28 protein-coding genes and 2 pseudogenes are annotated in these 25604 nt (G+C 71.0%); 16 read left to right on the plus strand and 14 right to left on the minus strand.

Translation table 11 applies throughout. The features are described 5' to 3' along the window. The 8 genes and pseudogenes from ACZ4MF_RS12365 to ACZ4MF_RS12400 form a co-directional block, all read right to left on the minus strand. On the minus strand, nucleotides 1–241 hold a 241-nt coding region (locus tag ACZ4MF_RS12365; RefSeq protein WP_467491975.1), incomplete at its 3' end, for a transposase domain-containing protein. A 153-nt stretch (nucleotides 242–394) separates the two neighbouring features. After that, nucleotides 395–721 (minus strand): SCO5918 family protein, encoded by a 327-nt coding sequence (locus ACZ4MF_RS12370; protein WP_467491976.1) that lies wholly within the window; start codon nucleotides 719–721, stop codon nucleotides 395–397. Nucleotides 722–771: 50 nt separating this feature from the next. Beyond that, nucleotides 772–1173 (minus strand): CBS domain-containing protein, encoded by a 402-nt coding sequence (locus tag ACZ4MF_RS12375; protein WP_467491977.1) that lies wholly within the window; start codon nucleotides 1171–1173, stop codon nucleotides 772–774. A gap of 45 nt (nucleotides 1174–1218) precedes the next feature. Next, complete coding sequence (locus tag ACZ4MF_RS12380) at nucleotides 1219–2715, minus strand: DEAD/DEAH box helicase (protein ID WP_467491978.1); 1497 nt, start codon at nucleotides 2713–2715, stop codon at nucleotides 1219–1221. Nucleotides 2716–3062: 347 nt separating this feature from the next. After that, complete coding sequence (locus tag ACZ4MF_RS12385) at nucleotides 3063–3266, minus strand: cold-shock protein (protein WP_023586116.1); 204 nt, start codon at nucleotides 3264–3266, stop codon at nucleotides 3063–3065. 960 nt (nucleotides 3267–4226) lie between these two features. Continuing rightward, complete coding sequence (locus ACZ4MF_RS12390) at nucleotides 4227–4469, minus strand: DUF5302 domain-containing protein (RefSeq protein ID WP_028424692.1); 243 nt, start codon at nucleotides 4467–4469, stop codon at nucleotides 4227–4229. A 206-nt stretch (nucleotides 4470–4675) separates the two neighbouring features. Then, a pseudogene (locus ACZ4MF_RS12395) lies at nucleotides 4676–4909 on the minus strand (DEAD/DEAH box helicase); the annotation flags it as partial. Between the two features lie 488 nt (nucleotides 4910–5397). Continuing rightward, a complete protein-coding gene (locus tag ACZ4MF_RS12400) occupies nucleotides 5398–6189 on the minus strand; it encodes a trypsin-like serine peptidase (RefSeq protein WP_467491979.1) in 792 nt (263 codons plus the stop codon). 288 nt (nucleotides 6190–6477) lie between these two features. Here ACZ4MF_RS12400 and ACZ4MF_RS12405 point away from each other — a divergent pair, with 288 nt between their 5' ends. The 6 genes from ACZ4MF_RS12405 to ACZ4MF_RS12430 are packed head-to-tail and all read left to right on the plus strand — an operon-like array spanning nucleotide 6478 to nucleotide 10024. Next, the gene (locus ACZ4MF_RS12405; protein WP_467491980.1) at nucleotides 6478–6972 is read left to right on the plus strand and encodes a Fur family transcriptional regulator; all 495 of its coding nucleotides are present in this window, start codon (nucleotides 6478–6480) and stop codon (nucleotides 6970–6972) included. An 8-nt stretch (nucleotides 6973–6980) separates the two neighbouring features. After that, nucleotides 6981–7190, plus strand: a complete 210-nt coding sequence (locus tag ACZ4MF_RS12410) for a hypothetical protein (protein ID WP_467491981.1) — start codon at nucleotides 6981–6983, stop codon at nucleotides 7188–7190. A 9-nt stretch (nucleotides 7191–7199) separates the two neighbouring features. Beyond that, entirely contained in the window at nucleotides 7200–8249 is a 1050-nt protein-coding gene (locus ACZ4MF_RS12415) for a CobW family GTP-binding protein (protein WP_467491982.1), read from the plus strand. Then, nucleotides 8246–9271, plus strand: coding sequence for a WD40 repeat domain-containing protein (locus tag ACZ4MF_RS12420; protein ID WP_467491983.1), 1026 nt, complete (start codon nucleotides 8246–8248; stop codon nucleotides 9269–9271). The genes ACZ4MF_RS12415 and ACZ4MF_RS12420 overlap by 4 nt, the downstream gene beginning before the upstream one ends. Then, nucleotides 9268–9669, plus strand: a complete 402-nt coding sequence (locus ACZ4MF_RS12425) for a (2Fe-2S) ferredoxin domain-containing protein (protein WP_467491984.1) — start codon at nucleotides 9268–9270, stop codon at nucleotides 9667–9669. Before ACZ4MF_RS12420 ends, ACZ4MF_RS12425 begins: the two co-directional genes overlap by 4 nt. After that, entirely contained in the window at nucleotides 9656–10024 is a 369-nt protein-coding gene (locus ACZ4MF_RS12430; protein ID WP_467491985.1) for an ArsR/SmtB family transcription factor, read from the plus strand. Before ACZ4MF_RS12425 ends, ACZ4MF_RS12430 begins: the two co-directional genes overlap by 14 nt. Here the strand turns inward: ACZ4MF_RS12430 and ACZ4MF_RS12435 are convergent. Then, nucleotides 10017–10397 (minus strand): hypothetical protein, encoded by a 381-nt coding sequence (locus tag ACZ4MF_RS12435; protein WP_467491986.1) that lies wholly within the window; start codon nucleotides 10395–10397, stop codon nucleotides 10017–10019. The genes ACZ4MF_RS12430 and ACZ4MF_RS12435 overlap by 8 nt on opposite strands. 167 nt (nucleotides 10398–10564) lie before the next feature. Between ACZ4MF_RS12435 and ACZ4MF_RS12440 the strand changes: the two genes are divergently transcribed. The 7 genes from ACZ4MF_RS12440 to ACZ4MF_RS12470 all read left to right on the plus strand — a co-directional run bounded on the left by ACZ4MF_RS12440 (nucleotide 10565) and on the right by ACZ4MF_RS12470 (nucleotide 16439). Further along, nucleotides 10565–11524, plus strand: coding sequence for an ATP-binding protein (locus ACZ4MF_RS12440; protein WP_467491987.1), 960 nt, complete (start codon nucleotides 10565–10567; stop codon nucleotides 11522–11524). A 45-nt stretch (nucleotides 11525–11569) separates the two neighbouring features. Beyond that, nucleotides 11570–11962: an SCO5389 family protein gene (locus ACZ4MF_RS12445; protein ID WP_467491988.1), complete on the plus strand. Its 393-nt coding sequence runs from the start codon at nucleotides 11570–11572 to the stop codon at nucleotides 11960–11962. Between the two features lie 312 nt (nucleotides 11963–12274). Next, nucleotides 12275–13252: a metal ABC transporter solute-binding protein, Zn/Mn family gene (locus tag ACZ4MF_RS12450; RefSeq protein ID WP_467491989.1), complete on the plus strand. Its 978-nt coding sequence runs from the start codon at nucleotides 12275–12277 to the stop codon at nucleotides 13250–13252. Between the two features lie 9 nt (nucleotides 13253–13261). After that, a complete protein-coding gene (locus ACZ4MF_RS12455; protein ID WP_467491990.1) occupies nucleotides 13262–14203 on the plus strand; it encodes a metal ABC transporter ATP-binding protein in 942 nt (313 codons plus the stop codon). Then, nucleotides 14190–15101: a metal ABC transporter permease gene (locus ACZ4MF_RS12460; protein ID WP_467491991.1), complete on the plus strand. Its 912-nt coding sequence runs from the start codon at nucleotides 14190–14192 to the stop codon at nucleotides 15099–15101. Before ACZ4MF_RS12455 ends, ACZ4MF_RS12460 begins: the two co-directional genes overlap by 14 nt. Next, entirely contained in the window at nucleotides 15098–15967 is an 870-nt protein-coding gene (locus ACZ4MF_RS12465) for a metal ABC transporter permease (RefSeq protein ID WP_467491992.1), read from the plus strand. The genes ACZ4MF_RS12460 and ACZ4MF_RS12465 overlap by 4 nt, the downstream gene beginning before the upstream one ends. 13 nt (nucleotides 15968–15980) lie before the next feature. Further along, nucleotides 15981–16439 (plus strand): Fur family transcriptional regulator, encoded by a 459-nt coding sequence (locus ACZ4MF_RS12470; RefSeq protein WP_467491993.1) that lies wholly within the window; start codon nucleotides 15981–15983, stop codon nucleotides 16437–16439. A gap of 32 nt (nucleotides 16440–16471) precedes the next feature. Here the strand turns inward: ACZ4MF_RS12470 and ACZ4MF_RS12475 are convergent, their stop codons facing one another. Then, nucleotides 16472–17194 carry a cation efflux transmembrane domain-containing protein gene (locus tag ACZ4MF_RS12475; protein WP_467491994.1) on the minus strand — a complete coding sequence of 241 codons (723 nt, stop codon included), beginning with the start codon at nucleotides 17192–17194 and terminating at the stop codon, nucleotides 16472–16474. Between the two features lie 2 nt (nucleotides 17195–17196). Continuing rightward, nucleotides 17197–17532: an ArsR/SmtB family transcription factor gene (locus tag ACZ4MF_RS12480; RefSeq protein WP_467491995.1), complete on the minus strand. Its 336-nt coding sequence runs from the start codon at nucleotides 17530–17532 to the stop codon at nucleotides 17197–17199. Nucleotides 17533–17646: 114 nt separating this feature from the next. On the opposite strand from ACZ4MF_RS12480, the gene rpmF reads away from it, so the two are divergent. The 3 genes and pseudogenes from rpmF to ACZ4MF_RS12495 form a co-directional block, all read left to right on the plus strand. Then, on the plus strand, nucleotides 17647–17817 hold the full coding sequence (gene rpmF, locus ACZ4MF_RS12485) for a 50S ribosomal protein L32 (protein ID WP_351204455.1): 171 nt from the start codon (nucleotides 17647–17649) through the stop codon (nucleotides 17815–17817). Nucleotides 17818–17823: 6 nt separating this feature from the next. After that, entirely contained in the window at nucleotides 17824–19005 is a 1182-nt protein-coding gene (locus tag ACZ4MF_RS12490; RefSeq protein ID WP_467491996.1) for a GTP-binding protein, read from the plus strand. A 261-nt stretch (nucleotides 19006–19266) separates the two neighbouring features. Next, nucleotides 19267–19727, plus strand: a pseudogene (locus tag ACZ4MF_RS12495) (GNAT family N-acetyltransferase); the annotation flags it as partial. Between the two features lie 436 nt (nucleotides 19728–20163). Here the strand turns inward: ACZ4MF_RS12495 and ACZ4MF_RS12500 are convergent. The 3 genes from ACZ4MF_RS12500 to ACZ4MF_RS12510 all read right to left on the minus strand — a co-directional run bounded on the left by ACZ4MF_RS12500 (nucleotide 20164) and on the right by ACZ4MF_RS12510 (nucleotide 25602). Continuing rightward, nucleotides 20164–22764 carry an MFS transporter gene (locus ACZ4MF_RS12500; RefSeq protein WP_467491997.1) on the minus strand — a complete coding sequence of 867 codons (2601 nt, stop codon included), beginning with the start codon at nucleotides 22762–22764 and terminating at the stop codon, nucleotides 20164–20166. 287 nt (nucleotides 22765–23051) lie between these two features. Continuing rightward, a complete protein-coding gene (locus ACZ4MF_RS12505; protein ID WP_467491998.1) occupies nucleotides 23052–23657 on the minus strand; it encodes a hypothetical protein in 606 nt (201 codons plus the stop codon). Between the two features lie 187 nt (nucleotides 23658–23844). Continuing rightward, entirely contained in the window at nucleotides 23845–25602 is a 1758-nt protein-coding gene (locus tag ACZ4MF_RS12510; protein ID WP_467491999.1) for an SWIM zinc finger family protein, read from the minus strand. Between the last annotated feature and the right edge of the window lie 2 nt (nucleotides 25603–25604).

Below are 25604 nucleotides of genomic sequence, written 5' to 3' on the forward strand. Positions count from 1 at the left end.
GCCATGGTCCCCAGCCATGCTCGTCTCGGGCCGGCTCCGCGAGCAGGCGTAACACCTCACGATAGGGCTCAGGGCAGAACAACGCCCTGGCCAGCATGAAGTACACCATCAGCCGTGGCGGCAGCAGCCGCTGACGCACCTCACAAGGCTGACTCTTCTCAAGCACAGCGTCCACCAACTCCGATGGAAACACCGCCGTGAGATCCCCAAGCGCCACACGATCGACCAGCCGAGCAGCCACGGAACACCACCCCTGGTATCCGTTGAACCGCCAACACGGCCCAAAGTCAACGGCATTGGTCTTAAACTGCTCGCGGCTTGATCAACTCACCGCGGTGTTGCTACGACCCCTGGAATTCGCCCACGCCGGCGGGGCCTCACTGCTCTGTTCGGCTCACACCTGTCCGTACGTGAGGCGGACACGGGGAGCGCCGAGCGTTGCGGAAGCCGGCCCGTACGGGCCGGCCAGGGGCGCAGATGCGGCGGTAGGGCGGGTGCGGCAGGTGAAGCCGAGTTGGGTCATGGCCCTGAGGACTTCGCCGGTGCTGAAATCGCGCCGGTCCTGGCGGGTGACGACCTGGCCGACCTGCTTGGCGGGGTAGTGGCGTCGTCCGATGATGACGAACTCACCGGTGACCAGCTCAGGTGCGATGCCCTTCATCGATTCCACCACGCCGCTCTTGGTCAGGTCGAACGGGAAGCGAGCGATGACACAGCGCATGATGCCTCCAGGGAGAAGAGAAGACGGGGCCGGGTTGGAGTGACGGCGGTTCAGCGAGAGAGGGCGAGGACGCCCAGAGCGTTGCCGTGTCCGTCGACCACGGGCGCGGCCCCGAGCCGGCGGCGGCGCATCGCACGCTCGGCTTCGGCCCTCGTGGCCAGCGGCGAGGCGAAGGGCCCGATGACGTCGGCGATGTCACGCAGGCGGATCCGGTCCGTGTATCCGGAACCGTCACGAACGGCCGTGAGCCGGTCCCGGGTGACCAGCCCGGTGCACGTACCGTCCTCGTCGCAGACGAGCAGCCGACCTGTACGGGCGGCGGCCATCACGGACAGTGCCACCTCCACGGTCATGTCCTCCCAGACCTGCGGTCCGGCCGCGTCCGCGGGATCGGCCGCCGTCTGCACGGCGTTGGTACGTGTTGAGCGGAACTGCGTCTGGTCCAGCGTCAAAGGGTGCCTCCTGCGAAGTTGGGCGGGCTTCCTGACACGAAGGTTCTATGCCGCCGCACCGGCGGTGGACTGCCGTACGAGCGCGCGGCGAGCCGCCGAGACCGGGCGGCGTCGGCCGCGTGAGGTGGCGCCGCGCTTCTTGGGGCGTTCGACCACCGGTGCGGTGATGACGACCGGGATGCCGGAGGGGGCCTGGGCGCCGGTGATGCGGTGCAGGGCCTCTTCGCCGACGCGGACCTGGGTGGTCTGCGGCACGATGCCGGCCGCTGCCATGAGGCGGGTCATGCCGCGGCGCTGGTTGGGGGTGACCAGGGTGACGACGCTGCCGGACTCTCCTGCGCGGGCGGTACGGCCGCCGCGGTGGAGGTAGTCCTTGTGGTCGGTCGGCGGGTCGACGTTGACGACGAGGTCGAGGTTGTCGACGTGGATGCCGCGCGCCGCGACGTTGGTCGCTACCAGCACATTGACGTGTCCGGTCTTGAACTGTGCCAGCGTGCGGGTGCGCTGCGGCTGTGACTTCCCGCCGTGCAGGGCGGCGGCCCGTACCCCGCTGTTCAGGAGGTGTTCGGTGAGGCCGTCGACGGCGTGCTTGGTGTCGAGGAACATGATCACGCGTCCGTCGCGTGCGGCGATCTGGGTGGTTGCCGTGTGCTTGTCGGCGCCGTGAATGTGGAGCACGTGGTGCTCCATCGTCGTGACCGCGCCGGCCGAGGGGTCGACGGAGTGCACGACGGGGTCGCTGAGGTAGCGGCGCACGAGCAGGTCGACGTTGCGGTCGAGAGTGGCGGAGAACAGCATGCGCTGGCCTTCGGGGCGGACCTGGTCGAGGAGGGCGGTGACCTGCGGCATGAAGCCCATGTCGGCCATCTGGTCGGCCTCGTCGAGGACGGTGATGGAAACCTGGTGCAGTCGGCAGTCGCCACGGTCGATGAGGTCTTTGAGGCGTCCCGGCGTCGCGACGACGATCTCGGCGCCAGCGCGCAGCGCGCTCGCCTGTCGGCCGATCGGCATTCCGCCCACCACCGTGGCCAGCCGCAGCCTCACGGAGCGGGCGTACGGGGCGAGCGCGTCGGTGACCTGCTGCGCCAGCTCACGCGTGGGTACGAGAATCAGCCCCAGCGGCTGCCTCGCCTCGGCGCGCTGCCCGGCCGTACGGGCCAGCAGCGCCAGCCCGAAAGCGAGGGTCTTGCCGGAGCCGGTGCGGCCACGGCCCAGTACGTCCCGGCCGGCGAGGGAATTCGGCAGGGTCGCGGCCTGGATCGGGAAGGGTACGGTCACGCCTTGCGAGCTGAGCGCGCCCAGCAGCGCCCCGGGCATGTCGAGATCGGCGAAGCCCTCCACCGCGGGGAGCGCGGGAGTGATCGTCCTGGGCAGCGCGAACTCCCCCTGCACCGCGGCGGGCCGGCCGCCGTGACCACCGGAACGGCCCGGCCCGCCGGAGCGGCTCCTGGCCGACGAACCGAATCGGCTGCCACCCCCTCCGGATTCGGCACTGCCGTTACGGGTGCGGTTGAAGCGGTCGTTCGTGCGTGTGCGGTTCATGCGGAACCTTCCTCGATGCGGCACATATCAAGGAATTCCCGCAGCGATCAGCAGCACAGAGAATTGCAAGAATGGACCGGTGGAATGCGACAGCGAATCTGACCGACGAAAAATCCGTGCGGCACAGGAGCTGGAATGAGTGGCGCGAAACGGGCGCAATGTTCGGGCGTCCGCCGCGATGAAGCTATGAATGGATGCGTGCACCCCTGCAGGATGCCCCGTATGCAGTGAGCCTACGGGTTTCCTGGTTGTCGTCCGCAGGCGAAACCACTGCGGGAAAATGCGAGTAGCTGGGGCCCGCACCCCGAAGGACGCGGGCCCCAGCTACAAGTATGCGACAGTCAGCGTCAGGCGGGAACAATGTTCTCGGCCGTCGGGCCCTTCTGGCCCTGCGCGATGTCGAAGGTCACCTTCTGGCCCTCCAGCAGCTCACGGAAGCCCTGGGCGGCAATGTTCGAGTAGTGGGCGAACACATCAGCGCCGCCACCATCCTGCTCGATGAAGCCGAAACCCTTTTCCGCGTTGAACCACTTCACGGTACCAGCAGCCATGTCATTTCTCCTTTGGGGCAGTGCATCGGGATCCGCACTGCGCGGACCCCGTGTCGCCGCGATGATCACCCCGCCCGGAAAAAGAACCGGATAACAAAAGCGCGTCCAGTGGCACAGATGCCGACCGGACGACACTTGAAGTTTTGGGAACCACAACTGCAACTGACATCGACAGTAGCACGCCGCAGCGTCCTGTGTACGGTGAAGAATCCCACTCCACTTAATGCGGTAGAGAATCTGTCTGCCTGTTCAGTTGAAATCTCAGCTCGCGGGCACAGATATTGACCCAGCCGGAGCGCAACGTTTCGGGAAGCATTGGGGGCGCGCCCAGCGTAAGGGCTGCTCCCCCAAGGTATGGTGCGGGCGGGCGCGGAGATCAGGGTGGCTCCGGCAAGCGTCACGGCCCGTCTCCGGCGCACGCACGGGAGCGGCCATATCGAAGACCATCAAGGACCAGACCGTCGATCAGCTCGGTGGAAACAGCAGCATCCTGGTGCGGCAACGCCGTGAGTACGAGGAAACGGCGGCTGACGGATCAGTATCTGCCCCTCGACGACCTTCACCAGCGGGAACGCGTTCTGAAGCAAGCGGTGCAGCTGGTCTTCGGCCATGCCTTCGTGGAAGAGACGGTGCTGTGGCCCGCCGTACGAGCCTCAGGCCCGGACGTCGAGGAACTGACGACAGCCGCAGTCGTTTTTCACAGCGGTACAGGGGTACGCAAGGCGCGCACCACCGGCCGCGTGCCCTCGGACAAGGCAGTGCTCTCATCCCGGAATTCCAGTTCGGCGGCGCCACCGACCCGAACCAACCGCATCTGGGGCATTCCCCCAGGCGAGTCCGCCGGCTACGCCCCGCCCGCGACGCACGCACGGGCATGCGCACGTCGCGGGCCACTGCACGGGACGCGCGCGTGGATAGCGCGAATGCCGGTGAAGCGGTCAGATCGCGGGACTCATCGACTCAGCCGCCGCTCTTGCGCCTGAACGACCGCTGGCTCGCAGCCGGGCCATGCGCCGAACGCACCTTCGAGGCATCGGACTTGGCGGCAACATCAGCGGCGTCCGCCTGCGCACCGCGCTTGCGCGCCAGGGCTTCACGGAACTTGCGCTTGAGGTCGTAGTTGCCGTCGCTGTCCGGCTCCAGAGGGGACGTCTCGGGGACAGCCGGCTCCGAACCTTCCGTAGATACGGGCTCTGCGGTAATGGTGACCTCCTGGGTTCGGGGGGTGGGCAAGCACAGCTTGTCATGCCGGGCGCAGTGCGAGGCGCCGGCAACATCATCCTGCTCCGTTTCGGCGGGCATCCCTCTCGCGGCCAAAGGCGTTGACTTCGTAGGTGAGGCACGCAGGACGGCTTCGGGCCGGGCCGAGGGTTGCCGATCCCGCGGCCAGGCTGCCAGGGCAACGGCTCTCAGCCGTTGCGACGCCCGAGGGCGGCCCTGCGGGCCTCGGCGAGCTTGCGGGCCTCGCCGGCCTTTCGGGACTTGCCGCCGGCGCCGCGGGAGGTGCCCTTGCTGGTGCCGAGGCCGCGGAAGGGAGCGTTGGTGTTCTTGGGTCGGGGGACGGCGGGCCCGCCGTCGAGCGGGATCCCGGAGGGAGCCTTGGCGCCGGTGATCCGGCTCAGCTCCGCCTCGCCCGAGCGCACCGCATCCGCCTCCCAGCCTTCGGCCCGCGGCCGCAGGCCACTTCGTTCGGATGCGGCACAGCGTCGGCTGGCCGATCAGGGCGTCCACCCGGTGCACGACGGATGCTCCCCGAACCCGGTCGAGCGGCGTCCCCAGTCCACGCAGAGGCCCCCAGCGAACGCTCGTCATCGTCGGCCTCTTCGTGGCCGTCTGGCCCTGGCCGTCGGTTACTGGCGCCTGGCCAAGGTAGAGGAGCGCTGAAACGCCCGCACCGCAGACGCCGGTTGATCCGGCTCCGCTAGGGGCCTGATCAGCAGCCTGAAGGCTCTCGCGAGGATCCGCCTCGCGGGAGCCTTCCGTTGTGCCGCCTGCCCGTGAAAGGGCAGAAGACGATCGCGAGGCAGGGACGTTCAAGGGTGGTGCCTACGCCGTCACAGCGCGAGCAGCAGGCTGTCGCCGCGGAACCCCGTACGGCCCTTCGCCATGAGCGCGGTGCGGATGAACTGGGTCAGTCCTCGTCCTGAGCACGCCGGTAGAGCTTGGCTATGTCGTCGTCGAAGTACGCGGCGTACGACACATCGTCCTGGTCCCCGCCGCCCTCGTGGCCGCCCAGGACGCCGATGACCGTGCCGGTCTGGCTCTTGGGGTCGTAGTCGGCGAGCCAGGGGCTGCCGCTGGTCCCGTCCTCAAGGCCGGTGCACTGGATGCGCAGCTGGGTGTCGCTGAACTTCGTGGTGCGGTTCTGGCACGAGAGCGGAGTGTCACGGCTGCTGGGATAGCCGGTGATCTCGACCTTGTTGTCGAAGCCGCGGTTGATGCCGAGGGTGCTGCCGCCCAGGACGTCCTGGATTTCCTTGCCGTCCTTCTGGTCCAGGACGAGGAAGGCGACGTCGAGGTCCTCGTCCTGCGACGCGGCCCAGCGGTCGTCGACGACCACCTTGCCGACCTTCCACAGGCCGGCGGGCTCGTCGCCGTTGCGGTAGCCGGGGGCGAAGACCAGGTCGTCCAGCGGCTGTCCGGAGTCGGCGTCGAAGGCGCAGTGAGCCGCGGTGATCAACATGTTCCGGCCCGGACTGCGCACCACGCTCGCCGTGCAGAAGTGGGCGCCCTGGTCGTCCTTCTCGAAGACCGCGCCGATCCGGGCGTTCTCCTCGGTCCTGCGGGGGGTGTACGCGTTGCCGTCCTCGGCCGGGGCCGTCGCGGAGAGGCCCTGGTCCTGGTCCTGCGGGGACCGGCCCCGCTCGCCGGACTTGCCGAAACCGCTGCGCCAGCCGCTTCTGGCCGTATGGGTTTCCCCCACGGCGCCACCCATCCACTGCGGCTGTTCCGACGATGGTCATTATCGACGCGGGCCGGGAGTCCGGGAGGTACTCCGCGGGGAGGTTCCCGTCACAATCCGCCGCCCCGAAGGCACCAGCCTGTCAGCCCGCACCCGCAAGGGCCTGCCGTCCGATTGCCCCGGCAGCACTGCTGAACCAGGAGTCGTCAACCAAACCGCACATGACCGGTCGTTCATATGGACATGGATTTCATTTCCATCTACGGTGGAGCGCGCCGACCCGGCACGAGCCACAGGGGGTGATGCGCCATGGGCGGCCGGACGACCCGACAACGCAAGGCCGTCACGCGGGCACTCGCGGGCTGCCAGGACTTCGTGTCGGCCCAGGACTTGTACGCCCTTCTGGTCGCCGGTGACCACGCGATCGGCCTGACCACCGTCTACCGCGCCCTGCGCGAGCTGGAGGCGGACGGCGGTGTGGACGTCGTACGCGACGAGGCCGGCGGGCGGCTGTACCGGCTGCGCCCGGCCGACGGGCACCGCCACTACCTGATGTGCCGTGACTGCGGCCGCAGCCGGCCGGTGGACTCCGAGGCCGTGGAGGAGTGGGCGGGCCGGATCGCCGCCATGACCGGCTTCACCGCGGTGGAGCACACCGTCGAGCTCACCGGTCTCTGCGCCGACTGTCCGCCCCGCACCGGCGGAGGCCGGCCGTCCGGGGACGGAGATGGAGGAGAGGAACAGCCATGCCACTGGGATCGCGGCCCGGGCCTCCGGGGCCCAGTCCGCAGCTGCGCGAGCTGAAGGAGACCGTGCGTGCCCTGCTCGATCTCGACGACGACACCGCCGTCCTGATCCGCCAGCTGGCCTGCACCGAAGCGGGCTGCCCGCCGCTGGAAACGGTCGTCGTCGTGCTGCCGATGGAGGGCGACGCCCGCCGCTGGACGCTGCACCGCCCCGCCGACCAGATCACCGAGGACGACCTGCGGGCCGCCCTCCTCGCCACTGAACAGCACGACTAGGAGAACGACTTGACCACCCCCGTAACCGAAGAGCCGCGCGACGTGGGGGCACCCCCGGACGAAGTCTGGGGGAGGGTCCCCGTCACCGTCCTGACCGGCTTCCTCGGCTCCGGCAAGACCACCCTCCTCAACCGCATCCTCACCGAGAACCACGGCATGAGGATCGCCGTCATCGAGAACGAGTTCGGCGAGGTCGGCATCGACGACGCCCTCGTCCTCGACGCCGAGGAGGAGATCTTCGAGATGAACAACGGCTGCATCTGCTGCACCGTGCGCGGAGATCTGATCCGCATCCTGGGCGCGCTGATGCGGCGCCGCGAGAAGTTCGACCACATCCTCATCGAGACCACCGGACTGGCCGACCCCGCGCCCGTCGCGCAGACCTTCTTCATGGACGACGAGATCGCCGCCCAGCTGCGGCTGGACGCCATCGTCACCCTCGTCGACGCCGCCCATGTGCTCCAGCACCTGGACGAGGTCAAGCCGGAGGGCGTGGAGAACGAGGCCGTCGCGCAGATCGCCTTCGCCGACCGCGTCGTCCTCAACAAGACCGACCTGGCCGACGAGGAGACCATCGGACAGGTCGTGCGCCGCATCCGGGCCGTCAACGGCGCAGTGCGGATCATCCCCGCACAGCACGCGCGCATCAATCTCCACGAAGTGCTGGACGTGGGCGCGTTCGACCTGGAGCGGGTGCTCGCCGACGACCCCGCCTTCCTCACCGAGACCGAGCACCAGCACGACACCACCGTCACCTCGGTCGGCATCGAGCTGACCGGAGAGCTGGACGAGGACCGGCTCAACGCCTGGCTCGGCCAGTTGCTGCGCACCAAGGGCGTCGACCTCTTCCGCTCCAAGGGCATCCTCGCCATCGCCGGAGCGCCCAAGCAGTACGTCTTCCAGGGCGTCCACATGCTGCTCGACGGCACCTTCGGACGCGACTGGAGGGAAAAGGAACCCCGCACGAACAAGCTGGTCTTCATCGGCCGCAACCTCGACCGCGAGGCCCTCGAACGCGGTTTCGCCGACTGCCTGGCCACGGCGGGAGCGGCCGCGTGAGTACGACGGTTCAGTCCCCGCTCGCCTGGGAGGCCGACGTCGACGACGCACCCGTCGCGCTCAGTGCGCGAGGTGATGTGGTCGCCGTCGCCGGGGCCGAGGGCACCGTGAAGGTCCTCGACGCGGCGATGGGCGCCGAGATCGGGGCGTTCGACCTTCCAGGAGGCGCACTCGCGGTCGCGCTCTCCCCCGATGCCGGGCACGTGGCGGCGACCGGCCCCCTGGGGTACGCCCTGTGGCGCCGCTCCGACGGGCGTACGACCGTGCCGGAGTCCGGTGCCTGGTCGGCCGCCGCCGCCTGGGCCGACAGTACTCGGGTCGCGGTCGCCTCCGGCCGTCGCGCGCTCGTACTCGACACGGATGGCGACGAGTTGTGGCGCACGGAACCCGCCGCGTCCACCGTCACCGACCTCGCCTGGATGCGGCAGGGACGGCGCCTGACCGTGGCGGCGTACGGCGCCGTGCGCTGCCACGAACAGCACACCGAGAAACCGGTCGCCACCTACCCCTACGTCGGCTCGCACCTCGCGCTCGCCGTCGCACCCACCGGCAGGTGGATCTGCAGCGGCAACCAGGACGCCTCCATCCACATCTGGCGCGCCCGCGACGGCGGCGAGCTGACCATGTCCGGCTACCCGGAGAAGGTCACCCGCCTCGCCTTCGACGACACCGGCTTCTGGCTGGCCGCCGACGGCGCACCCGACGTGACCGTGTGGGACTTCTCCGGCAAGGGTCCGGAGGGCACGGCACCGCGCTCCCTGCGCTGCCACGAGACGGTCACCGCGCTCGCCTGGCGGCCGGGCGCGGCCGGGCATCTGGCCAGCGGCGGCGCCGACGGCACCGTAGCCCTGTGGCACGCCACGGCCGGGCGGCCGCAGGCACGCCTGCGGCCGGTGCGCGAACTGGATGGCACGGGCGAGGCGGTCGCCGCACTGGCCTGGGCAGGCCCTCACCTGCTGGCCGTCGCCTGGCGGGACGGCCGGATCCGGACGTACGGCGTGCCGTCCCGGACCGCGCTGTGAACCGGTCAGTGATCCGGGCGGCCGCTCCCCGCCCCTGCACATTCGTCGTGTGCCGGGGCTGCTGCTGCGGCAACCCGCGCAAGCACCCCGGCACCGACCACGCCTGGCAATTGGAACGCCTGCGCGCCGGCGCGGCTCAGTACGGCTTCCAGGTCCGTACGACGGACTGCCTCGGCCCCTGCGACCAGGCCAACGTCATCGTCGTCCAGCCCTCCACCGCCGGGCGCCGGGCCGGAGGCCGCGCCGTCTGGGTCGGCTTCGCCATGGACGACGACAGCACCGACGACCTGCTGAGCTGGGCAGCGCAGGGCGGACCCGGCATCGCCGAACCGCCCGCCGCCCTGGCGCTCCAGCTCATCCGCCCACCGCGCGAGGCCCGCGCCCGTGCACGCCGATGACCTCGACGCCGACGGCCGCGACGTGCTCGCGGCCGCCCGGCTCGACGAGGCCACCGCCGCCTCCGTCGCCACAACGCTCCAGGCGCTGGCCACACCGTCCCGCCTGCTGATCCTCACCGCCCTGCGGCAACGGCCCCACCCGGTCGGCGAACTCGCCGCCGCCGTCGGCATGGAACAGTCCGCCGTCTCCCACCAACTCCGCCTGCTGCGCACCCTCGGCCTGGTCACCGGCCGCCGCGACGGCCGCCGCATCGTCTACAGCCTCTACGACGACCACGTCGCCCGACTCCTCGACCAGGCCGTCCACCACATCGAGCACCTCCGCCTCGGCGTGCGCGACCAGCCCGTCAGTTGAGGTCGGCGACCTGCTGGGGCGCGGGGGCCGCGCGGAGCCGGTCGGGCAGCGTGCCGTCGTCGGGCATGCCGGCCCGCAGCCACGCCCCGACCGCCTCGGCGTCGGCTTCCGTCACCAGCGGACCGAGGCGTACGACGATCCCAGCGGGAGTGCGGTCGACCCCGCACGGCTGCACGGCGGCGTGGAGCCCGCGGCCCCTGCGGCAGTGCAGCACCTTCCCGAGGCAACCGGTGGAGACCATCACCCCGTGGGGGCACTGCTGGACCGTACGGCGCAGCTCGTCCATCGCCCGCCCTCTCGCGGCGGCACGGCATGAGCCGCAGACCACGAGGGTGAAAGGGCGACTCCGACGGCCGCCTGCGCTATCGCTCATCTCCGTGTCTCCTCCGTATGAGTGAAAGGGATCCCCTGTTCGCCGCCGGGGAAGCTCCAACACGCCGTAGCCGACAGCAAGTTGAGGCTCGGGTGATTTGACAGCACCCGCCGGCACCACCAGCCTATGCTCATGACATCCATTTTCAATACGGGGGGTGGCTAGCCATGCGCGTTGCCTTCGTCGGCAAGGGCGGCAGCGGCAAGACGACCCTGTCGGCCCTCTTCTCCCGTCACCTGGCGCACTCGGGAGCGCCGGTCGTCGCGATCGACGGCGACATCAACCAGCACCTGGCCCACGCCCTCGGTCTCGACGAGGACGAGGTCTTCGCCGCGCCGCCGCTCAGCGCGCGCACCGGTGAGATCAAGGAATACCTGCGGGGCACGAACCCGCGGATCCCTTCCATCGAAGCCATGGTCAAGACGACCCCGCCCGGACGCGGCTCCCGGCTGCCACGGCTGCTCGGCGACGACGAGATCCACGGCCACCACGTCCAGGAGGTCGGCGGCGTACCGCTCATGGTCACCGGCACCTTCGACGAGAGCGACCTCGGAGTGGCCTGCTACCACTCCAAGCTCGGCGCGGTCGAGCTGTACCTGAACCACCTCGTGGACGGCCCCGGCGAGTACGTCGTCGTCGACATGACCGCCGGCGCCGACGCCTTCGCCTCCGGCCTGTTCACCCGCTTCGACATGACGTTCCTGGTCGTCGAGCCGACCCGCAAGAGCGTCTCGGTGTACCGCCAGTACCGCGACCACGCGGCCGAGTTCGGCATCCCCATCGCCGCCGTCGGCAACAAGGTCACCGGCGAGGACGACCTGCTCTTCCTCAAGCAGCACGTCGGCGACGACCTGCTCGCCCACTGCGAGCAGTCCTCGTACGTCCGCGCCCACGAACAGGGCCGCGGCCACAGCGAACTGGAGCCGCACAACACTCGCACCCTGGACCTGCTGCGCGCGGCTGTGGACGCCCGCCCCAAGGACTGGGCCGCCTTCCAGAAGCACGCCGTGGACTTCCACCTGCGCAACGCCGCCGCCTGGGCCAACGAGGCCACCGGCCAGGACCTCGCCGCCCAGGTCGACCCGGACTTCCGGCACGGCTCCGCAGCACTGACCGCCTTCGCCTGACCCCCACTCCCTCAAGACCAGAACCACAGAACAGGACAGCCCTTCATGTCACTCGACGTCTCCCCGCAGCTCCTCGCCGAAGCCGAGAACGGCGAGGTACGGGAGCAGGACTTCGTGGAAACGGTGCGCACCTCCCTGCCGTACGCCTACGACCTCATCGCCCGCCTCGCCGAGGAACTGCGCTCCGGCACCGCGGAGTTCGCCGACAACCAGGCCCCGCCGCCCTCCGAGAAGGAGCGCGGCCAGCTCCTGCGCGCCCTGTCCAGCGACGCCATCCGGGGCAGCCTGGAGCGGCACTTCGGCATCGCCCTCGCCTTCCAGAACTGCCACCGCGTCGCGGCCTTCCATCCCGAGGCGCGCGGCGGCGAGACGCACACCCGCTTCACCTCGCTCCGGGCGCAGATCCTCAACCAGTCGCCGGAGTTCCGCGACTGCTGATCCGCTGCCGATCGCGACCGCCGCCTGCCGGAACCGGCGTTCGCCGGTCAGGCCGCTCACGTCGCCCCCTTGGCGGCCGTCCCACCAGGGCACCCGGTCCTCGTGAGCGACGGCCGCCAAGGCTTGTCCCGACGGCATCCGCCACACCCCCTCCCCGCGCAGCCCCGGAGCCGTCGTACACCCGGTCAAAAGATGGCAACGGTTTTCATCTTCCATTGATCTGAAAATCATCTCCATCTAGCGTCGAAGGTGTCGCCACACGGCCGACGCGTGTGCGCCGCGCGCCCGGTATTCGCCCGAAGGAGCTCCCGCATGTCCACCGCCCCCGCCTCCCGTTCCGCCCGGCCGACCGCGAGGATCGCACTGGTCACCGCGACGGCCGCCCTGACGGCCGTGACGGCGACCGCCTGCTCGACCTCCTCCTCGCACACCACCGACACCGCCGCGACCGGCAGCGACAGCGGCTCGGGGAAGACGATCCAGGTGGTGGCGGCGGAGAACTTCTGGGGCAGCATCGCCTCCCAGCTCGGCGGCAGCCACGTGAAGGTGAACAGCATCATCACCAACCCGGACACCGACCCGCACGCCTACGAGCCGACCGCCGCAGACGCCCGCACCGTGGCCGGCGCCCAGTACACGATCGTCAACGGCATCGGCTACGACGCCTGGGCCGACAAGCTGCTGGCCGCCAACCCCGGCAGCGGACGCACCCAGCTCAAGGTCGGCGACCTGGTCGGCATCAAGCCGGGCGGCAACCCGCACCGCTGGTACTCCCCGGACAACGTCCACCAGGTCATCGAGAGGATCACCGCCGACTACAGGAAGATCGACCCGGCCGACGCCTCCTACTTCGACCAGCAGAAGGCGACCTTCGAGACCAAGACGCTGGCCGACTACAACAAGCTGATCGCCGACATCAAGGCGAAGTACGCGGGCACCCCGATCGGTGCCTCCGAGTCCATCGTCACGCCGCTCGCCGAGGGTCTGGGGCTGAAGATGCTCACCCCGGAGACGTTCCTGGACGCGATGAGCGAGGGCTCCGACCCCACGGCCAAGGACAAGGCCACCATCGACCAGCAGATCAAGAACAAGAAGATCAAGATCTACGTCTACAACTCCCAGAACTCCACGCCGGACGTGCAGGCGCAGGTCAAGGAGGCCAAGGCGCAGGGCATCCCGGTAGCCACCGTCACCGAGACGCTCGCCCCTGCCGGCGCCTCCTTCCAGCAGTGGCAGACCAGCGAACTGCAGGGCGTCGAGCAGGCCCTGGCCAAGGCCACCGGGAAGTGAGCTGAAGCCATGAACCCGATAGCGAAGGCCCGAGAAGCCGTCACACACACCAGCGGCCACACCGTCCCCGGCCGCCGAAGCGGGGGGCACGACACGGCCACAGGAACCGGCAGCGATCCGGTGGCCGCCCTGCGCGGGGCCGCGGTGCGGGTCGGCGGACGGACGCTGTGGTCGGGGGTGGACCTTCGCATCGGGGGCGGTGAGTTCACCGCCGTGCTCGGCCCCAACGGCGTCGGCAAGTCCACCATGATCAAGGTCCTGCTGGGCGCCCTGCCCGCGGCGGCCGGCGAGGTTCGGGTGCTCGGCGCCCGGCCCGGGCAGGCCAACGACCGCATCGGCTACCTGCCGCAGCGGCGGAGCTTCGAGGCCACCCTGCGCATCCGCGGTGTCGATGTGGTGCGCATGGGCCTGGACGGCGACCGGTGGGGGGTGCCGCTGCCCTTCCCGAGCGAGCGTCGGCGGGCCGCTCGCGCGCGGGTGGACGAGGTGATCGAGCTGGTCGGGGCGTCGGCGTACGCACACCGGCCGATCGGGCAGTGTTCCGGCGGCGAGCAGCAGCGGCTACTGATCGCCCAGGCACTCGTCCGCAGGCCCGAACTGCTGCTGCTGGACGAGCCGTTGGACAGTCTCGACCTGCCCAACCAGAGCGCCGTCGCGGCGCTGATCGGGCGCATCTGCCACCAGGAGGGCGTCTCGGTGGTCATGGTCGCCCATGACGTGAACCCGATACTCCACCACCTGGACCGGGTGGTGTACCTGGCCGAGGGCGGCGCCGCCACCGGCACCCCGACCGAGGTCATCACCTCCGGGACACTGACCCGGCTCTACGGCACACCGGTCGAAGTACTGCGGACCTCGGACGGCCGACTGGTCGTCGTGGGCCAGCCGGAGCCGCCCGCGGTGCACACCGACCGGCACGACACCCCGGGGAGCGGTCATGACGCTCGCTGAGACGGCAGCACCGGTCTGGTCGTGGAACCTCCTGGCCGACTTCCAGGAGATGTGGTCGTACCCGTTCATGGTGAATGCGTTCCGCGCGGGCGCGGTCGTGGCCGTGGTCTCGGCGGCCGTGGGGTGGTTCGTGGTGCTGCGGCGGCAGACGTTCGCCGCGCACACCGTCTCCGCCGTCGCCTTCCCCGGCGCCGCCGGGGCGCTCCTGCTCGGGTTCAGCGCGGTCTACGGCTACTTCACGCTGTGCGTGGCCGCCGCGCTGGTCATCGCCGCCCTGCGGGGTGGCGGTGAGCACGAGGAGTCGGCGCTGACCGGGACCGTGCAGGCGTTCCTGCTCGCGTCCGGGTTCCTGTTCACCGCCCTGTACAGAGGGCTGCTGGAGGGACCGCAGACCATCCTCTTCGGCACCTTCCTGGGAATCACCTCCTCCCAGGTGACCGTGCTGACGGTGGTCGGCGCGGTGGTGCTCGCGGTGCTGGCGCTGATCGGACGGCCGCTGCTGTTCGCCTCCGTCGACCCACAGGTCGCCGCCGGGCGCGGTGTCCCGGTCCGCGCCCTGTCGGTGGTCTTCCTCGTCCTGCTCGGTGCGGCCACCGCCGAGGCGAGCCAGATCACCGGGACCCTCCTGGTCTTCGCCCTCATGGTGATCCCGGCCGCCACCGCGCAAGTCCTCACCGCCCGCCCGGCGTTGAGTCTGGCCCTGGCCGTCCTGCTGGCCTTCGCCGCGACCTGGCTCGGGCTGACCGCCGCCTACTACTCGCCCTACCCGCTGGGCTTCTTCGTGACGACCATCGCCTTCGCCGGCTATCTGCTCGCGCTGGGCCGGCGCTCGCTGCGCGAGGTACTCAGCCGCACCCGAGCCGGGGCCACGCCCGCTGCCAGGGAGGTGGTCGCATGACCGTCCTGCTCGCCGCCTCCCCGTTGTCCCACCCGTTCTTCCTGCACGCCTTCCTCGCCGGTACCGCCATCGCCGCGGCCTGCGGACTGGTCGGCTACTTCCTGGTGCTGCGGGCCCAGGTCTTCACCGGCGACGCGCTCAGCCACGTCGCCTTCACCGGCGCGATGGCCGCCCTCGCCTTCGGCGCCGACCTTCGCCTCGGGCTGTTCGCCGCCACCATCGCCATGGCGCTGCTCTTCGGCACCCTCGGCCGCAAGGCCCGGCCCGACGACGTGGTCATCGGGAGCGTCTTCTCCTGGATCCTGGGCCTGGGCGCCTTCTTCATCACCCTCTACACGACCTCGCGGAGCACCACCAACGGCACCGCCGGCGTCAGCGTCCTGTTCGGCTCCGTCTTCGGCATCTCCTCCAGCAGCGCAGTCGTCGCCGCCCTGGTGGCAGCCGGGGTCGGCCTGCTGGTGGTCCTCATCGCCCGGCCGCTGCTGTTCGCCACGCTCGACGAGGCCGTGGCCGCGGCTCGTGGGGTACCGGTCCGGCTGCTCGGATACGGCTTCCTCGCCCTGGCCGGGGTCAGCGCCGCCGAGGCCACCCAGGCGGTCGGCTCCCTCCTCCTGCTCGGCCTGCTCGCCGCTCCCGCGGGCGCCGCGATCCGGCTCACCGACCGCCCCTACCGTGCGCTCGCCCTCTCCGCCGGCCTGGCGGTGCTGGAGATGTGGGCGGGGCTGTTCGCCTCGTACGCGGTGCCGAAGATGCCGCCCAGCTTCGCCATCATGGCCGCCGCCGCGGCCGTATACGCCGCCACCTTCCTGATACGACGCCCGGTTCCCGGTCCCCGAACGCACACCGCCGTCCCCACCGGCACATGAGCGAAGGCACCCGATGGCACCCGACCGCCAGTGCACCCCGACCCCGTCGCACGACGTCACGCTGATCGGCCGCCTCACCCAGCAACGCACCGTCGTGGTCGAGGCGCTCATCCGGGCCGACGGCTTCGTCGGCGCCCAGACCCTCCACAACCAACTCGCCGCCGACGGCTCACCGGTCGGCCTGTCCACGGTCTACCGCACGCTGGCCGGCCTGGCCGGCGTCGGCCGGGCCGACATGGTCCGCGACACCAGCGGTGAACGCCTCTTCCGCTACCGCCCGGGACCCGAACACCGCCACTACCTCCTCTGCACCGAATGCGGCCTGAGCCGCCCCGTCGACTCCGGTCCGGTGGAGGAATGGGCCGACACCATCGCGCAGACCTCCGGGTTCGCGAACGTCCGGCACACGGTGGAGTTGTCCGGGGTGTGCCCGGACTGCGGCCGACGGCAGGCGGCGGGCCGGCCCCGGTGAACCCCGGCACCACTTCCTCCGGGTTGTCTCCGTCAAGGGCAGCAGTCGCACCCCGGAGCGCGGCCACAGGCATCCGCCTCCCGCCGGCCCGCGCCCGGTGCGACGGCCGCCGGCGTCGCACAACACCCCTCCCCACGCCAGGCACCGCGCCCCTCCTTCACCGCGACCGCGGCGATGACCAGGGCCGCGAGCGGATCGGCCCACGACCAGCCGAACACGGCGCCCGCGACCAGACCCACCAGCAGCACCGCCGACAAACAGGTGCACAGCAGGGTCTGCTTGGAGTCGGCCACGGCCGACGCGGAGCCGAGTTCCCGTCCGGCGCGGCGCTGGGCCGCCGACAGCACCGGCATGACCACGAGCGAAAGGGCAGCCAGCACGATCCCGGGCAGGGAGCGCGTGGCCTCACCTGTACCGGTCAGGGACCGTACGGCGTCGACGGTGACGTAGGCGGCGAGCGCGAAGAACGACAGCGCGATGATCCGCAACGCGGTCTTCTCCCTGGCCTCGCGCACCGCGTGCTCGCGGGCGGAGAACTGCCAGGCGACGGTGGCGGCCGAGGAGACCTCGATGACGGAGTCGAGGCCGAAGCCGATCAGCGCGGTGGACGAAGCGAGGGTCCCGGCCGTGAGGGCGACGGCCGCCTCGACGGCGTTGCAGGTGATGGTCGCGGCGACCAGCAGCCGTATCCGCCGGGCAAGCACGCCGCGCCTGGCCGGGTCGGGGCCGAGGGACAGGGATGTCTCTGCGCTCATGCTCAGCAGCACCCCTTGTCGTCGGCATCGACGCACGTGCGGTCGCCCTCGACGGCGACCACCGCGGTGCGCAGATCGTCGAGCGCGTGGCCGAGGCGCTCGTCGGCGAGTTCGTAGCGGGTGCGTCGGCCGACGGGGACGGTGACGACCAGGCCGCAGTCACGCAGGCACGCCAGGTGGTTCGACAGCCTGGTGCGCGAGACGTCCAGCGCGTCGGCGAGGTCGGCGGGATAGGCGGGTGCCTCCCGCAGGGTCAGCAGGATCCGGCAGCGGATCGGATCGGCGAGCGCCCGGCCGAACCGAACCAGGACCTCGATGTCGGAAGCGACAGTCGGCACACCACCAACGGTACACGGATTCCTGAATTCAGAAAGGCGTGAATCATGGATTATTTAGCAATGGTGTTCATTTTCATGTAGCCTCTACTCGCCATCCCAACCAGGAGGACCCTCATGGCTGTTCCCAAGCGGAAGATGTCCCGCAGCAACACCCGCCACCGCCGCGCCCAGTGGAAGGCGAGCACGCCGGCGCTCGTGCCGGTCACCGTCGACGGAGTGTCATACCTGGTGCCTCAGCGGCTGGTGAAGGCGTACGAGCGCGGGCTGCTGCGCCCCGAGGGCTGAGCGTTGATGCCGTCCACCCCCGTCGGCCGACTGCCCGTCACCGTCCTGTCCGGTTTCCTCGGCGCGGGCAAGACCACGCTCCTCAACCACGTCCTCGGCAACCGCGAGGGACTGCGCGTCGCGGTCATCGTCAACGACATGAGCGAGGTCAACATCGACGCCGCCCTGGTGCGGGGCGGCGAGGCGACCCTGTCGCGTACCGAGGAACGCCTGGTCGAGATGACCAACGGCTGCATCTGCTGCACCCTGCGCGACGACCTGCTTCAGGAGGTCGACCGGCTGGCCCGCGAGGGCCGCTTCGACTACCTGCTCATCGAGTCGTCCGGCATCTCCGAACCCATGCCGGTCGCCGCGACCTTCGCCTTCGCCCGCGACGACGGCGCCACCCTCGGCGACCTCGCCCGCCTGGACACCATGGTCACGGTCGTGGACGCCGCGCACTTCCTGCCCGAACTGGCAAGCGGCGACGAACTCGTCGAGCGCGGCCTGGACCAGTACGAGGACGACGAACGCACCGTCAGCGACCTGCTGATGGACCAGGTTGAGTTCGCCGACGTCATCGTGCTGAACAAGCTCGACCTTGTCGACGAGGAGTCCGCCGACCGGCTGCGGGCGACGCTCACCCGCCTCAACCCGGCCGCGCGTCTCGTCCCGGCCGTCCACGGCCGCGTGAAGGTGAGCGACGTGCTGGGCACCCGGCTGTTCGACCTGGAACGCGCCCAACAGGCCCCCGGCTGGGTGCGGGAGCTCAACGGCGACCACGTCCCCGAGACGGAGGAGTACGGCATCTCCTCCACCGTCTTCCGCTCCGGACTGCCGTTCCATCCGGGCCGGTTGTGGACGTTGGTGACCGAGGAACTCGACAGCGGTGCATACGGACAGATCCTGCGCTCCAAGGGCTTTTTCACCCTCTCCAGCCGCCCGCACGTGACGGGCCTGTGGTCACAGGCCGGTTCCGTCGCGCGCTTCGAGCCCTCCGCTGCACGCGCCACCGACAGCCCCGAGTGCCAGGAACTGGTCTTCATCGGCACGCACCTGCACGCGGACGCACTGCACACGGCACTGACCGACTGCCTCATGGCCGACGGCGAGAGCCTGCCGCCAACGGATCCGTTCCCCGTCTGGGACACCTACGGCATCGACGACACCTGTGACCATGAGCATCCCGGACTCGTGGCGGGCCCCTGAGAACCCCGGGCCGGGCGGCGAACACAGCCACGGCGCCGCCCGGCCCGGTATGGACACCAAGAGCTCCGGATCAATGCGTTGGGCTGACCGGCCCCCGCTGATAGCGTCTGGGCAGCCGTGAGAGAACGCGGGGAGGTGAGACCCATGAAGGCTGTATCCATGTGGGTGCTCCCCCAATGTCGTCACGGTGGGCGGTTGACGTAGGTGTCGCCGGGAGCGCCTCGGACAAGGCACTCCTGAAAGGCAACACCCGCGAACTTTGTGCGTTCCGCTCCGGGCACGGACAACCATCCGGTCGTGGTCACGCGGGTCTCGGACACGCAGTGGCACGCCGTGGAGGACGACCTGGCGGTCGGCCGCGGCGTCGCTTCGCGTCGGCCCGGCGGGCGGCTCTTCGTCAGCATCGACGCGTGGCACGGCGCGGTCTTCGACCGCATCGCCGACGCGATGCCGGCGGACCTGCCGACACCGCTGTTCACCGTGGTCGACGAGACCGACCACGACTCAAGGTCCGCCTGGGAGCGGGCCGGCTTCGCCACCGCACGCCGCGAGTGGGGCTATCTCGTGCCCACCGACCCGCGCATCACCGGTCTCGGCTCGGTGCGGCCCCCGTCCGGAGTGACGAGCGTGCCCGCCGGTGAGGCGGAGGAGGGCCCGCTGCGCGCCCTGGACCGCCTCCTCATCCGCGACGAGAGGCCACCGTCGGATGGCAGACGATGCCACGCGGAGCCCCCCGCGGAACGAGCCGACAGGGGTCCACGTCGGTCACCGCAGTCACATGCGTGTCACCAACAGGGTCGACGCAGTTGCACCACAAGGACCTGACCAGGCCAAACGCTCCCGGCCTGGACCACACGGACGCCAGAAGACGGTCCTCCTACCTGTGCCATGTGGTCCCCAGGGAGGGGCCGAGGACGAGCACCGGGGCGTCTGCCCGGCCGTCGAAGCGGTACTGCAAGGTGTTCGGGGATGTCTCACTCACGCCCTGCACGGTCTCACATCCGACCATTTCCTACGTGCCTGGGTCCGAGCCCCGTACACGGCGTCCCTGGTGGTGAGGACTGCGCGAAGATCCTCCGCCTGCGCTGGCGGGAGGGCCGGGCGGGCGACCTCGTCGGTCGCCCGCCCGGCCCTCCCGCTGTGCGTGGCCGTCGGCCGCTACCGGGCCTCGTCCTGGTGGGACAGCTCCAGGTCGAAGTCGCTCACGCCGCTGCCGTCCAGGCGTACGGACGTGGCGACCGGGGCGTAGCCGCTGGCGATGACGGTGTACTCGCCGCCGTCCAGGTCGGTGAACCCGTAGACCCCGTCGGTGCCGGTGACCGCGGTGCCGACCACGTTCCCGGCCGAGTCCAGCAGCGTGACCTTGGCGTCGTCGAGCGGCGTTCCGGCGGGGGTGCTGACGACGCCGCCCAGCCGGGCGCTCGCCTCCAGGCGGATCTCGTGGACCTCCCCGGCGCCCGCGGTGACCTCGACGGGAAGTGCGGCCGGGCGGTGTCCGGGCGCGTTCACGACCAGCGTGTAGCTGCCGGGGACCAGTTCGGCGAGCGTGAAGGAGCCGTCCTCGGCCGTGGTCCCGGAGGACACGACCTCGCCGCGTACGTCGGTGGCGACCAGCAGCGCCGAGGGCACCGGGCGTGCGTCGACGGCGTCGCGGACGACCCCGGACAGGGCGACGGTGCCGCTGAGCGCGAGGTCGCAGACGACCGGCTCGTCACCGACGAGCACGGTGACGGCCTGCGGCTGGCGGGAACCGGCGGCGGCGATCAGCACATAGGTGCCGGGGCCGGTGACGGACACCGCGTAGCCGCCGTCGGGACCGGTGACGGCACGGCCGAGCTGCCGTCCGTCGACGTCGATCACGGTGATCACGCCCTGTGCCACCGGCGCGTTGGCGCCGTCGAGCACACGGCCGCGGACGGTGTACGACGGGCCGCCCGGAACAGGCGCGAACCGGTCGGCGGGCGACGCGGCGGTCTCGTCGGCGACGGGCTCGGCGGCGACCGGAGCGGCGGCGACCGGCGCGGCGGTCTGCTCGACAGCCTGCTCGGCGGCCGGGGCACCGTTCTCCTCGGCGGCCTGCGCCTCCAGTCCGGAGACCTTGCGCAGCGGGACCTCCTTGGTCCACACGGCGACCAGGAAGCCCAGGACCATCACACCGGCGGCGATGAGGAACACGAGCTGCATCGAGTCGGTGAAGCCGACCTTGAACGGCTCGGCCAGGCGCGGGTCGAGCCGCTGGATGAACGAGGAGTCGTTCAGCACGCCCGAACCGCTGCCGCCGCTCGCCCCGGGGTGCTTGAGCATCTCCAGCACGGGCGCGTTGGCGGGGTTGGAGCGGACGGCCGGATCGTGCAGCGCGGCCTGGAACGCGGGCGTCCGCGCGGCGGACCGGAAGGCGGAGCCGATCTTGTCGCCGACGGTGCTGAACAGCACGGAGAGGAAGATCGCGGTACCGGCGGTGCCGCCCATCTGCCGGAAGAAGGTGGCCGACGCGGTCGCCACGCCCATGTCCTTGGGCTCGACGGCGTTCTGCACGGCCAGGGTGAGGATCTGCATGCAGCCGGCGAGACCGATGCCGAACAGCGCCATGTAGGCCATGGTCTCGGGCAGCGCCGTGTTCCACTCCACCCGGTAGTGGAACAGCAGCAGCGCGGCGATGATCAGCAGGGTGCCGATGACGGGGAAGATCTTGTACTTGCCGGTCTGCTGGATGATGCGGCCGACCACGATGGTGCCCGCGATCATGCCGACCATCAGCGGCAGCATCAGCAGGCCGGACTTGGTGGGGCTGACGCCCTTCACGATCTGGAGGTACAGCGGGACCATCATCATGCCGCCGAACATGCCCATGCCGACGAGCACGGACAGCAGGCTCATCTTGCTGAACACGGGGCTGCGGAACAGTCGCATCGGGATCAGGGCCTCCTCGCCCATCGCCCGCTCGACGAGGACCCACACGATCAGGCCGACCGCGCCGACGCCGTAGCAGACGAGGGACTTGGTGGAGCCCCAGCCCCAGTCCTGGCCCTGCTCGGCCACGAGCAGCAGCGGTACGACACCGATGGCGACGGTGAGCGCGCCCCACCAGTCGATGCGGTGCTCGCGGCGGGTGTGCGGGAGGTTCAGCACCTTGGCGACGACGAACAGCGCGATGATGCCGATCGGCACGTTGACCAGGAACACCCAGCGCCAGCCGGAGATGGCCAGGATGCTGCTGCGGCCCGCGAGGAAACCGCCGATCAGCGGGCCGAGCACACTGGAGGAACCGAAGGTCGCGAGCATGTAGCCCTGGTAGCGGGCCCGCTCGCGGGGCGGCACGATGTCACCGATGATCGCCAGCGCCAGCGACATCAGACCGCCCGCGCCGATGCCCTGGAAGGCACGGAACGCCGCCAGCTCCGTCATCGAGGTGGCGAACGAACAGGCCGCCGAGCCCGCGATGAAGATCGTGATGGCCGCGAGGAAGAAGGGTTTGCGCCCGTAGAGGTCGGACAGCTTGCCGTACAGCGGCGTGCTGATGGTGGAGGTGATCAGATACGCGGTGGTGACCCACGCCTGCGAGCTGAGTCCGTGCAGATCGTCGGCGATCGTGCGGATCGAGGTGCTGACGATGGTCTGGTCGAGCGCCGCGAGGAACATCCCCAGCATCAGGCCGCTGAGGATCGTCATGATCTGCCGGTGCGTCATTCTGCCGGCCGGTGGTGGCGACGCGGATATCTCTGCGGTTCCCCCGCGGGCCGGGGACGCTGACATGGTCATGCGTACGAATCTCCTTGCCTCGCCTCGCCCCCGGGCTCTTCCCGGCTCCGAGGCTCGTGTTCCTGTGGTCCGCCGGGTCGCCGTGGGGGCGCTGCACCGATCCCCGCTCGACGTGCGAGCGCACGGCTCACTCACGGCCTTCCGACGGCCCGTGCCGATCATCACTCACGTACCGTTGCTTGCGGCTACCAACTGAGTGTAGATCCTGGCCGCGCCAGGCTCTATCACATAGGTCCGATCACCCGTATGTGCGATCAACGACCGTCCGGTCATCGGATGTCCCCGCGTCAGGGCATGGCCAGCCATCCGATCACGCCGGCCACGCCGAAGAGGGCGAAACCGATGCCGCATGCCAGCATCAGCCCTCTCAGCAGCCGGCCGGCCCCGGGGGACCACAACGCCGCGCCGATCCGCCCGCCCAGCCGGGGCATCGCGGTGGAGAACGCGCCGCACAGCAGGGTCAGGCCGCCGACGCCTGCCACCACGGCGACACAGATCCCGGCCAGCCGCCCGGCCGTCGGGGCGACTCCGACAAGGTAGCAATGGCCGCTCGCGTCCCGCTGGACCGGAAGGACCGTCCCCGCCTCGAACGACTCGCCGATGGAGGCGTACGGGTCCGTGACCCGGTGATCGTCGGAGCGGAAGACGCCGTAGCAGTCGGTGTGCCGCTGCTTGCCGGTGCCGGAGGTCTCGCAGTATTCGATCCGCAGCAGCCCCGGCGTGCCGGACATCCGCGTGGAGTACTTCATGCCGTCGGCGAGACCCACGGCGCCGCCGATGCCGAGGCCGCTGAACAGCACCCCGGCGAACACCCCGAACAGCACCATCCCGATCCGGCCCAGCCCGGTCCTCGGCTCGCTCCGGGTCCCCGCCCGGGCTCTTCCCGCCCTCACCGGTGTCACGTCTCCCCCGCCTGCCCGATGCCGATCCGGCCGGTCATGATGCCACCGGCCCTGTGGCCCCCCACGCACCACCCCGGCCCGCCACACCGGACCCCCACAGTTCCTGCGGTGCTCTGCACACGCGCAGTTGGCGATGCGGGCGGGCGGGGGGTGCCGGGCTGCCCTGTGCGGCCTCGGACTACAGGTCGTCCGGGGTGCCGAGGCCGGTCAGGGCGCCCACCGGGTCGAGGTCCGGGGTGCCGCGGGGCCACCAGTCGTCGCGGCCGGGCTCGGACTCGTAGGCGTACCACAGGCCGTCGCGGCCGAGGCGGAGCTGGGCGTGGCCCTGCGGGTGGGTGAGGCGGTTGCGCCAGGGGCGGAACGCCGGGAGGCCGGCGGCGAGCAGCAGCGGGCGGGCCCGGTCGAAGCGGCCGGCCGGCGGATCCCACGGCTCCTCCAGGGCGGCCAGCCCGGCGGACGCGCCCTGCCGCCAGGCGGCGACGGCCCGCGCGAGGTCGGACGGGGTGCGGCCGACGGCCGTGGCGAGCGTGGCGTACAGCGTGCGGGTGGCGGCGGTGAGGCCGGAGCCGGGGCGGGCGGCGGCGAGGCGCACCGCGTCCTGCCACAGGGTCAGCTCCCCCACCGGGTCGCGGCCGGTGTCGAGCAGCGCGTGCGCGCGGGCGGCGGCGTCGGTCGCGAGCTGGTCCAGGGCGAAGGGGTCCGGGCCGCCGGGGGCCGCGGGATAGACCGGTGGCTGCCCGGAATGCGGCGGCACCGGCAACGGCGGGGGCAGCGGCGGCAGTCGGCGGGGCGCGAGGGCGTCGGTGGCGCGCACTCCGGGCAGCGAGTCGGCCTGCCGCTCCTGGGCGGCGCGGGCCGCACTGCGCCGGGACAGCGCGTCGAGCAGGTCCCTCTCGCCCCGGCCGCGCAGCAGGAGCAGCACGAACGGGTCGGCGTCGAGCAGCCGGGCCGTCTGGTAGCAGAGCGCGGCGGCGTGCTTGCAGGGGTGGCCGGAGTCGGGACAGCTGCATTGCGGGGCGAGGTCGCCGGGCCCGGGCAGCAGCGGCACACCGCAGTCGGCGAGGGACTGGGGCAGCTCCTTGTCGAGCAGCGCGGCGATGTGCCCGGGCCGGTCGGCGGCCGCGTCCAGGAAACGCTCCCAGTCCTCGTCCTCCAGCGTGCGGAGCCGCACCTGCACGCGGTACGGCCGCGGCCGGCTTCCGCGTACGTACGCCAGCACGAGCCCCGGTGTCACGGTGATCGCGTCGACGTGCCCCTGGTCGGCATAACCCCGCCCCCGCGCCAGCCGCTTGGCGTCCAGAGCCCCCTGCTCCAGCGCGTCGGCCCACGCGTTGCCCCACCAGGTCCCGGCGAACGACACACCCTCCTCGGCCGCCGCACGCGCCGCGAACGCCGGGAACGTGCGCCGCAGTTCGGTGTCCCGGTGGGGGGTGGCCATGGTGGCAGGCAGGTACGGGTGCGCGGGGACGGGGGCAGCGCCGGGGTCGCCGGGCTCGGTGGGGGCAGAGGGGGGTGAGGGGTGGGTCTCGTCGGCCGTGGGCACGGGGGCGGTCGGCGACCGGTCCGGGCGGGACTCGGCGGTGGGCGTGGAGGCAGTGGACGGCGGCTCCGGGTGGGCGGGGTGGCCGGCGTCGGCGCTGGGGTCCGAGGGCCGGGGCTCCTCGTCCGGGGTGTCGGACCAGGTCGGCATCCGGAAGGCGTCGGCCAGGTAGTGCCGCATGTCCTGGGCTGCCTTGATCCGGGTCGCCCGGGAATCCGGCCCGGGCCCGGACGCGGCGCGGGACGCCGACGCGACGGAGCGGCCGGGCGCGGGCACCCCGCGTCGGGTACGGGGCTGCGCCGTCCGCCCGCCCCGCGCGGCACCTCGTTCCGCCGCGTCCGTCTCCGCCTCGGCCTCGGCCTCGGCCCGGACCGCCTCCCGCCGGGCGGCTCGCAGCG

The sequence above is a fragment of the Streptomyces sp. NPDC025793 genome (genome assembly GCF_055558375.1).